This is a genomic window from Agrobacterium sp. H141 (assembly GCF_057158725.1).
Genome location: NZ_CM169893.1, coordinates 4,036,060 through 4,048,763, shown reverse-complemented (window position 1 = coordinate 4,048,763; position 12,704 = coordinate 4,036,060). Strand labels below are relative to the sequence as shown.

The following is a 12,704-nucleotide window of genomic DNA, read 5'->3' as shown; positions in this document are numbered from 1 at the left end:
GCCCTTTTGTAGCTCGCTCAATTTGGCAAGTCAGGCCACAGCCATCATTCCCACTCGATCGTGCCAGGTGGCTTGGATGTCACATCGTAAACCACGCGGTTGATGCCGCGAACTTCGTTGATGATCCGGGTCGCGGCACGGCCGAGGAATTCCATGTCGTAGTGATAGAAATCCGCTGTCATACCGTCGACCGACGTGACGGCGCGAAGCGCGCAGACGAATTCATAGGTGCGTCCGTCGCCCATGACGCCGACAGTCTGCACCGGCAGCAGCACGGCAAAGGCCTGCCAGATGGCGTCGTACAGCCCGGCCTTGCGGATCTCGTCGAGATAGATGGCGTCGGCTTCGCGCAGAATATCGAGCTTTTCACGGGTTACGCCACCTGGGCAGCGGATCGCGAGACCCGGGCCCGGGAAGGGGTGGCGACCAATGAACGAATCGGGCAGGCCAAGTTCCTTGCCGAGCACGCGCACTTCATCCTTGAACAATTCGCGCAATGGCTCCACCAACTGCATGTTCATGCGCTCGGGCAAGCCACCCACATTGTGGTGGCTCTTGATGGTGACCGACGGTCCGCCAGAGAAGGAAACGCTCTCGATGACATCAGGATAGAGCGTTCCCTGGCCGAGGAAATCGGCGCCGCCGAGCTTCTTGGCTTCGTCTTCGAAGGTTTCGATGAACAGGCGACCGATGATCTTTCGCTTGGTCTCAGGATCAGCAACGCCTTCCAGCTCGCCAACGAACCTGTCGATCGCGTTCACGTGGATCAGGTGAAGATTATAATGCTCCTTGAACATGGCAACGACATCCGCCGCCTCGTTCTTTCGCATCAGGCCGTGGTCGACGAGAATGCAGGTCAACTGGTCACCAACGGCTTCATGGATCAGAAGGGCTGCGACCGAAGAATCGACGCCGCCGGACAATGCGCAGATGACGCGCTTGTCGCCGATCTGGTCACGGATCTGCTGAACGGCCTTGGCACGATAGGCAGACATTGACCAGTCGCCCTTGATGCCTGCGATCTTGTGCACGAAATTGCCGATCAGCTTGGCGCCATCGGGTGTGTGCACCACTTCGGGGTGGAACTGAACCGCGTAATATTTGCGCTTTTCGTCAGCAATGAAGGCAAAGGGCGCGTTGGAGGACGTTGCAACAACTTCGAAGCCCGGTGGGATCGCGGTGACGCGGTCGCCATGGCTCATCCAGACCTGGTGCCGGGAGCCGACCGACCAGAGGCCATCGAAGAGTGGGCAGTCCTTGTTGATTTCGAGGAAGGCACGTCCGAATTCGCGGTGGTGACCGCTTTCCACCTTGCCGTCGAGCTGCATGCACATGGTCTGCTGACCATAGCAGATACCGAAGATCGGCAATCCGCTTGAGAAAATGATCTCTGGCGCGCGTGGGCTTCCCTCGTCAAGCGTCGAGGCCGGGCTGCCGGAAAGGATGATCGCTTTCGGCTGAACGCGCTTGAAGCCCTCTTCGGCGGATTGGAATGGAACGATCTCGCAATAGACACCGGCTTCGCGCACGCGGCGTGCGATCAGCTGGGTAACCTGGCTGCCGAAATCGATGATGAGGACGCTGTCTGGATGTTCTATCTGGGTCATGGCGAGCCTTTAATGAAATGCGTCCATTCTTTCAATCGGAGAATTGTCGCGATTGTCTGCAATTGGGCGTATCAGAGCGGAAAAGTGGTGTTCTCGATGGAATTCAGCAAGCTGTCGATGGCGACCGCCAGCTTTTGATCGATCACATGCAGATATTCGGTCCAGTCGTTTACATGGGTGAGCTCGGCCTTGCCGTCCGAGATTCCTCGGATGCCGACCATGGGCAAATCAAAGGCCTGGCACGCACGCAACACTGCAAATGTTTCCATGTCGACCATATCGGCATCAATCGACGCGTAGGCAGCGCCCGACACGATATTGGCACCGGTCGAAAGTCTGGCCTCGCCAACACCTGGAATGCGATGCGGAAGTTCCACTGATACCGGCAGGTCGAGAAATGGCGTTCGCCCTTTCTCAAAGCCGAGGGGTGACGCATCCATATCTCGGTAGGAAACGGAGATCGCCTGATACACCTCTGTCTGCTCCAGTGTACTGGAGCCGGCAGATCCAAGAGAGACGACGAGATCCGGCTTCTTGTCCTCGGCCGCAAGCGTGGTCAGCGCGCGCGTCAGCGTAACGGCAGCTTCAACCGGTCCAACTCCTGTCATCAATGGTGCTATTCGAGCCCGCAAATGCGGCCCATATTCAGCGTCGACAGCCATCACAAACAACAGGGATTTGCCGGCAACCTGCTTCAGTTCAAAACTCATCCGCTAATTCCCTCTCGGCCGCGAATGACCATCATGGTGCTGGTCATCGAGGCGATCAGTTTGGCCGGTCCGTCGCCCATTGCATAACCGCGTCCGTCGGCGACGATAATAGTCGAGCCGGGCTTCGTGATCTCGCCGCGGAATAAGAAGCGTTCACCTCTGCCGGGGGACATCAGATTGACCTTGAATTCGATGGTGAGGATAGAGGCTTCGGGCTCAATCACCGAATAGGCGGCGTAGCTGCAGGCGGTATCGAGAGCGGCAGAGATTACGCCTGCATGAAGAATGCCATGCTGCTGTGTCAGCTTGGTGTCGAAAGGCAATTCGATCTCGACTGCACCTTGATTGATGCGAGTCAGTTCGGCACCCAGGGTGCGCATGGCCCCCTGTCGCTCAAAGCTCAAGCGGATGCGTTCGCGAAAGTCGCCACTGTCCGTTTCTTCGTCCATCGTCCACCGCCCTATTTGCAGATGCGAAATTTGCATTTTGGCGACCGGGCGGCAAGCGTGCCCGAGGCAAATCAGTTCAGAATGAAGAGCGAAAGATTGAGGATGCTGGCAAACCCCACCCATGCGACATAGGGCAGAAAGAGCAGACTGGAAATCCGGTTCTGCTTTCGGGCTGTGACGATAAAGGCGATGACGCTGGCAAGTAGCAGCGCGATGATGGCAAGTCCAAGCGCTGGATTTTGCATGCCGAAAAAGGCCGGGGACCACAGGAGGTTCAAGACCAGTTGCACAAACCAGATCTGCATCGGCAGGGACGAAGGCGCGCGCAGCCATACCCGCGCACCGGCGATGCCGATCAGTACGTAAAGGGTGGTCCAGACCGGCGCAAAGAGCCAGCTGGGTGGATTGAACACTGGCTTTGTCAGGGTCTGATACCACTCGCCAGGCGGATTGGTGAGGCCGGAGAAAATGCCAAGCCCGACGGTGAGGGCGATGAAGAGGGTGTATATGACTATCTTGCGCATGAGCTTCATATAGCGTGCCAGCGGGTCAAGCCAAGTCTGCGCCTAAGCAAGCCTGACAATATGTTGGTCAAAGGCCACCGGCTGGTGGTTTGAGGCAAAGGTGCCGCGGTAGCTCGAAACGGCAAATCCATGTTGGGCGGGCGCAATGCCGGCGGCATCCGGCACGGCTGCTTGATCGATCACCTTGCCCGAAACCGCATCCAGCGTGACGGAAACGCCGCCCTTGGGCGAGGCAAGTCCCACGAGCCCGTCACGACGGTTGACTGCAATCGCACCGACATAGTTCGCAAGACCTTCGGTGACGGTGTGGGGCAAATCCACGAAGGTCATCTCTTCACCGGGGGCAAAGTGCCCGACAAGGGGAGGCAGGTCGTTTCGCGGGCCTTCATACTGGCAGGCGAACCACACACGTCCGCTTTCCATCGTATCGAGATGCCGTGTTGAAACCTGTCTGAGTGCCGGCGGCAACACGTGTTTTTCAACAAGTTCCCCGGTCTTGGCATCCGACAGAACGAGCGACGGCTCCATATGGTCGATATTGAGTTTCGTCCGGCCAAAGTCCGGATGCGTCTCAATGCCGCCATTTGCGATGATAAGATAGCGACCGTCGTCGCTGACGGTCATGTCGTGGGTTCCTATGCCGTGAGCGGGAAACTCGCCGATACGGCGAAAGCCGTCTGTCGCATCATAAAGGCCAATCACGCCGTGCCCGGCCCCGAAGTCATTTTCGCTCGCATAAAGCAGGCGTCCATTAGGAGAGAAATGGCCGTGGCCGAAGAAATGCCGGCCTTCCGGCGAGGATATGATGACCGGCTCGGCCTGCCTGCGGACGTCAAAGACGACGGCAAACGTTCCAGGGCGCCGGGCAAAGGCGACGGCCATCCCCGATGCTGGGCTGTAACCGAGACCGTGGATACGGTCAGGTAGGTCTATTCGGTCGATGATGTCGCCGCTCTCGGTCAGCAAGGCGATGCCGAACCGGCCGTCGGGCGATCGAAACCCTGAGGCAAAGACGGCATTAGCGCGCTCAAGCGCAAAGGCGGCTTGTGGTGAAAGGCCGGCAAGGAAAGCAATTCCCGCAGCCTTCACAAATCCGCGCCGGTCGATAAGCGCGCTGCGCATGCCGTTAATCTCCGTCGGAAAATGAAAAGCCTGAGCTGAGACCAACCGCGCCGCCATATTCATCGTTGAGACGAAGGATCAGGTCCTTTGCGTTGAGGATCAGGAAGTCGAGCTTGGCGCGTGCGGCCTTGTCTGTCACCGCCAGTTCCACGTCAGATTTGACATCCGCATCAAGGCTTCGGGTCGTCCGCTTCAGCGACTTCAGTACGAATTCTATCGAACTGACAACCGACCGCACTTCGGGATCGAGCAGCTCGGCCATATCAGAGCGGTCCAGAAGGGTCTCGATCCCGATGAAGTTGTCTTCGATGGATGTGAATGTGAGGCCCGACCGACGATAGATAGCCTGCAGCGGGAATGGCCGAGCATCGGCTCCCTTGTAGAAGGTCTCGATGCGCTGATCGCGGATGGCCTCGGCGCCGTGAACGAGAACGCCGAGAAGGGCCGTGACCGCCTCGGCATTGGTCCTGAAGGCCGGATTGTCTTTGCCCGGATGTTTCCACGCGGACTGGATGCCGTCCGGCTGGTCCCAGGCTGCGACCAGTTCGCCAGCCAACCGCTTCAGATTTTCCGAAACGGCCATGCCGTAGCGGCAACGATAGCCATCATGGCTGTCGAGCAGATCCTCGTTCCCGGTGCCGTAGAGAATGAATTCCAGCGCGCCAAGACCCTGCATCGCAACACTCTTGCGCTGAAGGGTGTCCACTGATGTCGCTGTCTCATCCTGGCTCGCGAGGGCAGCCTGAACCTGTTTCAGGCCGGTGCTCTTTCGATCCGGATAAAACAGGATGCGTTCAAAACGGTTGTCCTCGAGAACTGGCCCCACGCGAACGATCTCGATTTTTGACCATGCCTCGACAGTGGATGCAAAGGCGTGCCGCGCAGCATCGAGGTTCTTGGGAAACGGCTCGGCACACAGCCCGCCGACATCGGCGACCAGCTTGTCAGTCGATTTCAGAAAGTCGCTGTAGCCCGGGCGGATGAAGTCATCCACGGCCTTCGCCATGACGTCCGGTACTTTCTCGGCGTTGAACTCCGGCGGCGGAAGATTGGCATCCTGGGCAAGGACGGGTACGGCAAGGGCCGTTCCAACGAGGAGAGCGAGAACAAAACGCATCAGAGGGACTCCAGAAATGTAATGAGCGCTTCGCGATCATCAGGTTCCATCGCGGCGAACGCATTGCGTGCCGCTTCCGCTTCGCCGCCATGCCACAGAATTGCTTCCTTGAGCGACCGCGCGCGGCCGTCATGCAGGAAATTTGTGTGGCCGCTCACGGCATCGGTGAGACCGATACCCCAAAGTGGAGCCGTGCGCCACTCGTTGCCATTGGCAAGCCCAACCTCTTGGCCGTCAGCCAATCCGTCGCCCATGTCGTGCAACAGGAAATCGGAATAGGGCCAGATGAGCTGGAAGGCATGGGCCTTGTTCGCGGCCTTGCGGCTTGTGACGAATTTGGGCGTATGACAGGCCGCACAACCGGCCTCGTAAAAGGCGGACTTGCCTTTGAGTACATCGGGACTGTCGACATCGCGGCGCATCGGGACCGCGAGGTTCTCGGCGTAAAACGTTATGAGATCCATGACAGGATCGGGTGCCTCTGTTTCACCGAGGCGCTTCTGCACGCCATTTTGCATTTGACGACATTGAATTTGCGCTTCAGTGCAGTCTCCCCAATGGCGCGGTGCATCCGGGGAAGATATACCTATGTCGCCGGCAAGGGCCCCGGTGCTCTGGTCTCGGACAGACGCATTTTGCGCCTTCCAGCCGAAACGTCCGATCTGGATGTCACGGCTTCGATGGTCTCGGACCTTGGCGAGCTTTCCCGAAATGCCGTCGCCGTCATGATCATCGGGATCTGCAAGTCGTTCGAGGTCCTCATCGGCGATGGCCTCTATCAGGCCGAGGCCGATCATGGGATTGGCAACGCGGGGCGAAAGCGTTGTGTCCGGATCGAGCGGACCATATTGCGCGCCGCCGACGTCGTAGTGGGGTTCGCGCAGGGAAACCGTTTCCCCGCCCGCAAGCGTGACTGATCGCTCGGCATATCGGATCTTTATCTCGCCTTCAGAGGCAAGTCCTGGCACGGCGAAATTTTGAAGTTGCTCCCCATAGACCGGGTCGGGAAAGTTGAGGACTTGAAGATCGGATACGGCTTTTTTCTCTTCTGCGGTTCGCGCGGGCCGCGCAAGCCTCAGAAACATCGACGTCGCGGCTTCGCCTGCCATCGGCGGCTGTCCGCGGCCATCCTTCAGGTGGCAGCTTTGGCAAGCGCGCGCGTTGAACAATGGACCGAGGCCATCGGATGCTTGCGTGGAGGAGGGCGATGAGACCCAGAATTTGCGAAACAGCGCATTGCCCAGCTTGAAGGTTTCTTCTTCGGCAAAGGTAATGTTGCTGGAGAAATGCGAGAAGGAATCGGCGTTGACCGGTTTTGCCGAGGTTGCAGCGCCGCCTTGCATAGCCTCGAAACTCTCCGGCTTGGAGAAATCGCTGGTCGGACGTGTCACGCTCTCGACCCGTGCGGCATCCTTGGGATTGAGATCGCTACGGGCGGGCTCAGCATCGGCCAAAGCCGTTGAGACGATTGACAGGGAAGAAAGGGCGGCCAGAACGACCGCGCCCGCAGGTCCAGATTTGACCCTGATCATATTGGCATCGGGCTGCCGATCAAACGACAGACAGCCCGCCTTTTGCTTATTGGAACACAGCGTTAGGATTATCGAGGCTGTCAGAACCTTCAAGGGCAATCGTGCCAAGATCCAGTGACGCAATGACGCGCTCGATGGTCTTGGTCTGGTCGATCAAACCGTCAATGGCGGCCTGGACGGTGGCATTGCCCTCGTCATTGCCTTCACCGATCATCTGGTCATAGGCCTCAACAGTCTCCGCACGCTTCACCATGGCAGACATGGCATCCATCGTCGCTGTCAGCTTTGCCTGCATTTCTGCGTCAAGCTCGGGGTTCTTGGCCTTCACCAGTTCGGAAAGCGAAGGACCGGTCATCTTGGTGCCGTCGGCGCGGGTATATCCGCCGGTATAGGCCGACTGAATGCCCAGCGCGTCGTTGTAATGCGAGGCATGTGTGTTGTCGGAGAAGCAATCATGCTCTTCTTCGGGATCGTGCAACAGCACGCCAAGCTTCATGCGTTCGCCAGCGAGCTCGCCATAGGACAGCGAACCCATGCCGGTCAGTATCGTCGAAATGCCCTGACTTGGGTCTGCTTCAACCGTCTTCGTTGCTTCGCCTTCCGGCGCCCACGCATCCACCATCTCCTTGAGATCGGAGACGAGCAAGGTCGAGGCAGACTTCAAATAGTCAGCGCGACGGTCGCAATTGCCATGGGTGCAATTTGCTGTGTCATAGTCCGTGTAAGGTCGGTTGCCTGCGCCCGGGCCGGTTCCGTTCAGATCCTGGCCCCACAGCAGGAATTCGATGGCATGATAACCGGTGGCCACATTGGCCTCGACTTCTCCGGCTTCATGAAGCGTATTGGCCAGGAAGTCCGGCGTGATCTTGCTTGCGTCAACCTCTTCACCATTGATCTTGATGGAAGGGTTGGCAATCACGTTAGCGACGTAAAGGGAATTTGAATCGCTCTCGCTGCCGTAGGATGCATCCACGTAGTCGATCAAGCCTTCGTCCAGCGGCCACGCATTGACCTTGCCTTCCCAGTCATCGACGATCGGGTTGCCGAAACGGTAGACTTCGGACTGCTGATAGGGAACGCGCGCTGCGATCCATGCAGCCTTGGCAGCCTCCAGTGTCTCTTCGCTTGGTGTGGCAATCAGTGCTTCGATGGCGGTGTCGAGCTTTTCAGCTGTCGCCAGCGAGTCGGAATATTTCGCTTCCGCCATTTCTGCATAGTATTTCACGACCTCGGCGGGCGTCGTGTCTGCCCAGGCCGAAGTCGCTGCAAACGCGGTCGTTGCCGCCAGAAGCGCCAAGGTAGCGCGCAAAGGGCTTGTCCGTCTCATGATCTCTCCTTTGACGCTTGAAAGCGCCATATCCTCAAATGAACGGCCCTTATTCGCGTAAAAATAAACTGGTGTCAAATAGTCCAGTATAAAAACTGGCGGATTTGCACTTCGTCAATTTTACGCGAAAGCAAGCTTAAGTAAGTTTTGTCATCCGGCAGAAGAAGAACCCGTCGGTGTTGGTGCGGGCAGGGGTCAGAGTGATCGTTCCCTCATCGCTGAAATGTGGCTTGGGGGCCGCGGGGAAGAGAGTTTCCCAGGATGTCTGCGCCGATGTGATCGAGAAATCGGAATGCTCTTCGCAAAAGCGACGGACCTGATGCTCGTTTTCGGTCGGCAACATCGAGCAGGTGATGTAGATAAGCGAACCACCGGGACGAACATAGCGACATGCCTGTTCCAGCACTTTTTTCTGCTGATCGACACGCTCCTGCAGTGTGCGCTCGCTCAGCCGCCACTTGGTATCAGGACGCCGACGCCATGTTCCGCTTCCCGTGCAGGGGGCATCAACAAGAACGCAATCAAGACGACCGGCCAGCGATTCCAGTTCCTGAGCATTGCCATGAACCTGAACATTTCGAGTGCCTGCTCGTTTGAGGCGCTCGATGATGGGGGCCAGGCGACGCGCTTCTGCATCGTAGGCATGCACCTGTCCCTTGTTTTCCATCGTTGCGGCCATAGCAAGCGTCTTGCCGCCGCCGCCGGCACAATAGTCGAGCACCTGATCGCCAGCCTTGAGGTCTGCCAGATCGGCGACGATCTGCGATCCCTCGTCCTGGATCTCGAACCAGCCTTTCTGGAAAGAAAGTTCTGCCGTAACATTTGGAAGACGTGATGCGCCTTCTCCGGCCGGCACACGAAGACCCATGCGGGCAATGTGAGCCGGAACAGCGCCTGCGCGGTCCAGCGCCTTCATCACTCTTTCTGGACTGGATTTCAGGCTGTTGATTCGCAGGTCAAGAGAAGGCCGCGCTGCAAGCGCTTGCGCTTCTATGATCCATTCCGAACCGAACCGCTCTTCCATGAGCGCCGCAATCCATTGCGGCATGTCAGCCTGTATATGCGGTGCGGCATCTTCAAGCTTTCGTTGCGAGAAGGCTTCCAGCCGAGCCGCGTCGAGAGGTGCCGGGGCATGTGTATCCCCCTCGAGTTCTGCGGCCAATGTTTCGGGCGTATAACCCCATTGCCGCAACATCACGGCAAAAGCCAGAGAATGCGCGCTGTCGTCATCCATAAGCCAGGCGTGAGACAGTTTCATACGCAAGGCATCGTAAACGATATTGCCAATTGCTGCCCGGTCGCCCGAACCCGCAAATCGGTGCGCAAGGCCCCAGTCCTTGAGGGCTTCGGCAACCGGACGTCGCCGTCCCTCAATATCGTCCAGAACCTCGATGGCTCCGGCAAGACGCCCACCCATTCGCATGTCATGCTCTCCTGATCAAAGTCCGCGTCGTAAAGCCGAACGGTTCACGGAGCAAGCGAATAGGCGTGAAGACCGCCTTCATTCGAAAATTAGCCGATGATCTGGTAGCAGACCTTGGCCGTACCGGAACGGATCATGCCGATGTTCTGTGCAGCAGCTTTTGAGAGATCCAGAACACGTCCGCGGATGAACGGACCACGATCATTGATTCTGACGACGACACTCTTGCCGTTCGTTCTGTTGGTCACTTTCACCTTGGTGCCGAATTTCAGCGTCTTGTGGGCGGCAGTAAGCTTGGCCGGGTTCATGCGTTCACCGGAAGCAGTCTTCGAGTGCAGGGCATACCACGAAGCACCACCGCATGAGTCAGACGCATTTGCATCTTGCGCAGCGATTGAAAGGCCGAGCGCCATTGCTGCGACGCCAATGATGGATAGTCGGTTATTCGCCAATTTTGTTTTCCCTAGTCCTTCGCCTGAGCACAGTTTTGCTCTGCAGCGCTTAAACGAGGGAAAAAATGGCAAAAACGTGCCTCAGGCGATCACGAGGTATTACAGAGCGTAACATTCGTGATCGAGGACTACTTAATTTTTGGTGAGGGAAAAGCTGCCTGAGCGGAAGAAACCGTAAAGATTCTAGACAGCTAGGCAAATTCCGCGGTAATGCGCGAAAACGCCTTTGCCGTTCACGAAAAAAATGCGTTCAGCAAACGACCAAGGCCCGATTTTTCGGGAAATTTGTGACGTTTGAAGGCTTCGGGACATCGGATCTGACAGATTGAGGGGACGACCTACCGTCTACGACATCCCGAAAACCTTCATACGTGCAGCAGAGAAACGAGCCTCATGGCATTTTGTTCCAGCTTTCGTTAGCCCAAAGTTCGGCCAGCGATTGGCGGTAGTCCGGGAAGCAGAAGCTGAAACCGAGAGATTTTATCTTCGCATTGGAAACGCGCTTGTTTTCTCCATAAAAGGAGCGCGCCATCGGGCTGAGCTCGGCGCTTTCGAAATCCTGCTCAGGTGGTGGCGCGAGACCCATGAGGCGAGACGCTTCCTCGACAACAGTCTGCGGAGGGGCAGGTTCATCATCCGTGACATTGAAGATGCCGGCAAGATTGCCCGCCATGAGAAAGCGAGTGGCTGCAGCGATGTCCTCGACACGGATGCGATTGAACACTTGCCCCTCTTTGATCAAGCGTTTCGCCGTTCCCTTTGAAAGATTGACGAAGCCGTTCTGCCCGGGGCCATAAATGCCGGACAGCCGAAGGATGGCGAGCGGTATGCCGTTATCCTTCGCAAGCGATGCCCAGTCCCGCTCGGCCTCGACACGTTCCACGGAACGCTGCGATTGTGGTTGGCACGCCGTCTCCTCGTCGACCCAGGCCCCATCATGGTTGCCGTAGACCCCTACCGTCGACAGATAGCCGATCCACTCAAGGCGCGGCATGAGGGTCGCAAGATCGGCTGCAAGCAACGGGATCAAGGGGTCGCCGGAACGTCCGGGAGCAATGGATTGGACCAGATGGGTTGTCTGGGCAAGCGCACCGCGTAGATCGTCCGTGAGCACGTCACCATCAAACAACAGCGGTGTTAAACCGGCTTTCTCCAAATGCTGGAATTTATCGTGAGATCGGGTCGTGCCGAAAACTGTTTGTCCACTTGATGCGAAGAGTTGGCCTATCGCCTTGCCAGAATAGCCGGCACCAAAAATCATGAGCTGCATGGGGTCATGCTCCTCTTGCCCATTCCCGAACGACTCCGGGATCTGTTTCATGTTTAGCCCTTGCCCGCAGATCGTTGAATTCCGCACCGGCAAGCAGTTGTGAGAGCGCCCAAACCGCCATGGCGCGAACAACAGGGGAGCCGTCTTCGAGCAGTAACCTGCAGGGTTCAATCAAGGCCGCCTGACCGGAATTTCCAGCGGCGATCAGGACATTGCGCACAAAGCGGTCGCGACCGATGCGCTTGACCGGTGAGCCGGAGAAGAAGCGCCGGAACGTCGGATCGTCGAGCGTGAGCAGAAATTCGATGTCCGGCTCCTTGAGATCCTCGCGCGCCGAGAGTTTGGCCTCCTGGGCAAGGCTTGCAAACTTGTTCCAAGGGCAAGCTGCAAGACAATCGTCGCAACCATAAATGCGGTTTCCGATCAGGGGACGCAATTCGGGATCAATCTCACCCTTATGCTCAATTGTGAGATAGGAAATACAACGGCGCGCATCGATTTTGTAAGGTGCCGGAAAAGCGTTGGTCGGGCAGGCGTCGAGGCAGGCGCGGCAGGAGCCGCAGTGATCGGTCTCCGCAATGTCGACGGCGAGCGCTGCGGTCGTGAAAATGCTGCCCAGAAACAGCCACGACCCAAATTCGCGACTGACAAGATTGGTGTGCTTTCCCTGCCAGCCAAGGCCTGCTTGTGCCGCCAGTGGCTTTTCCATCACCGGCGCGGTGTCGACGAAGACCTTCACGTCCGCTTCAGACCGGGCGGCAAAGCGCGTGGCAATTTCCTTCAAGCGTCCCTTGATCACGTCGTGATAGTCGCGATTGCGCGCATAGACCGAGATTGCGCCCTTTTCCGGCTGGTTCTGCAGTAACCGAGGGTCGGCATCCGGACCATAGTTCATGCCCAGCATGATGACAGAGCGCACGTCGGACCATAATGCGTCTGGACGCGCACGCCGATCACGGGTCTCTGCCATCCATTCCATCGTGCCGTGATGGCCGGCTGAGAGAAAGCCATCAAGCCCGGCTTCTATCTGTGGTGAAGATTGCGGAAGCGTAATGCGGCAGACATCGAAGCCCTGAGCCGCAGCCTCCTGCTTCACGAAAGCAGTCAGTTGACCGCAGATCCGGGCACTCGTGTCGATGGGGGCGCCATGCGCCATATTTCCTCCGTCAGA

12 protein-coding genes are annotated in these 12,704 nt (G+C 57.7%); all 12 read right to left on the bottom strand.

Features of this window, described 5'->3' with window-relative positions:
- Positions 1-44 precede the first annotated feature (44 nt).
- Entirely contained in the window at positions 45-1,607 is a 1,563-nt protein-coding gene (gene guaA, locus ACWPM9_RS19075; RefSeq protein WP_428186202.1) for a glutamine-hydrolyzing GMP synthase, read from the bottom strand.
- A gap of 71 nt (positions 1,608-1,678) precedes the next feature.
- Positions 1,679-2,317 (bottom strand): 5'-methylthioadenosine/S-adenosylhomocysteine nucleosidase, encoded by a 639-nt coding sequence (locus ACWPM9_RS19070; RefSeq protein WP_484756165.1) that lies wholly within the window; start codon positions 2,315-2,317, stop codon positions 1,679-1,681.
- Complete coding sequence (locus ACWPM9_RS19065; RefSeq protein WP_428186200.1) at positions 2,314-2,766, bottom strand: PaaI family thioesterase; 453 nt, start codon at positions 2,764-2,766, stop codon at positions 2,314-2,316. The genes ACWPM9_RS19070 and ACWPM9_RS19065 overlap by 4 nt, the downstream gene beginning before the upstream one ends.
- Before the next feature lie 71 nt (positions 2,767-2,837).
- Positions 2,838-3,290: a TspO/MBR family protein gene (locus ACWPM9_RS19060; RefSeq protein ID WP_428186199.1), complete on the bottom strand. Its 453-nt coding sequence runs from the start codon at positions 3,288-3,290 to the stop codon at positions 2,838-2,840.
- A gap of 42 nt (positions 3,291-3,332) precedes the next feature.
- Complete coding sequence (locus ACWPM9_RS19055) at positions 3,333-4,412, bottom strand: DUF1513 domain-containing protein (protein ID WP_484756164.1); 1,080 nt, start codon at positions 4,410-4,412, stop codon at positions 3,333-3,335.
- A gap of 4 nt (positions 4,413-4,416) precedes the next feature.
- The gene (locus tag ACWPM9_RS19050) at positions 4,417-5,529 is read right to left on the bottom strand and encodes an imelysin family protein (protein WP_484756163.1); all 1,113 of its coding nucleotides are present in this window, start codon (positions 5,527-5,529) and stop codon (positions 4,417-4,419) included.
- A complete protein-coding gene (locus ACWPM9_RS19045) occupies positions 5,529-7,061 on the bottom strand; it encodes a di-heme oxidoreductase family protein (protein ID WP_484756162.1) in 1,533 nt (510 codons plus the stop codon). Before ACWPM9_RS19045 ends, ACWPM9_RS19050 begins: the two co-directional genes overlap by 1 nt.
- 46 nt (positions 7,062-7,107) lie before the next feature.
- Entirely contained in the window at positions 7,108-8,388 is a 1,281-nt protein-coding gene (locus ACWPM9_RS19040; RefSeq protein WP_484756161.1) for an imelysin family protein, read from the bottom strand.
- A 136-nt stretch (positions 8,389-8,524) separates the two neighbouring features.
- Complete coding sequence (locus tag ACWPM9_RS19035) at positions 8,525-9,811, bottom strand: RsmB/NOP family class I SAM-dependent RNA methyltransferase (RefSeq protein ID WP_484756160.1); 1,287 nt, start codon at positions 9,809-9,811, stop codon at positions 8,525-8,527.
- Positions 9,812-9,900: 89 nt separating this feature from the next.
- Positions 9,901-10,263 (bottom strand): septal ring lytic transglycosylase RlpA family protein, encoded by a 363-nt coding sequence (locus ACWPM9_RS19030; protein WP_428186193.1) that lies wholly within the window; start codon positions 10,261-10,263, stop codon positions 9,901-9,903.
- Positions 10,264-10,654: 391 nt separating this feature from the next.
- A complete protein-coding gene (locus tag ACWPM9_RS19025; protein WP_484756159.1) occupies positions 10,655-11,533 on the bottom strand; it encodes an SDR family oxidoreductase in 879 nt (292 codons plus the stop codon).
- Between the two features lie 4 nt (positions 11,534-11,537).
- Positions 11,538-12,689, bottom strand: coding sequence for a tRNA epoxyqueuosine(34) reductase QueG (gene queG, locus ACWPM9_RS19020; protein WP_484756158.1), 1,152 nt, complete (start codon positions 12,687-12,689; stop codon positions 11,538-11,540).
- Between the last annotated feature and the right edge of the window lie 15 nt (positions 12,690-12,704).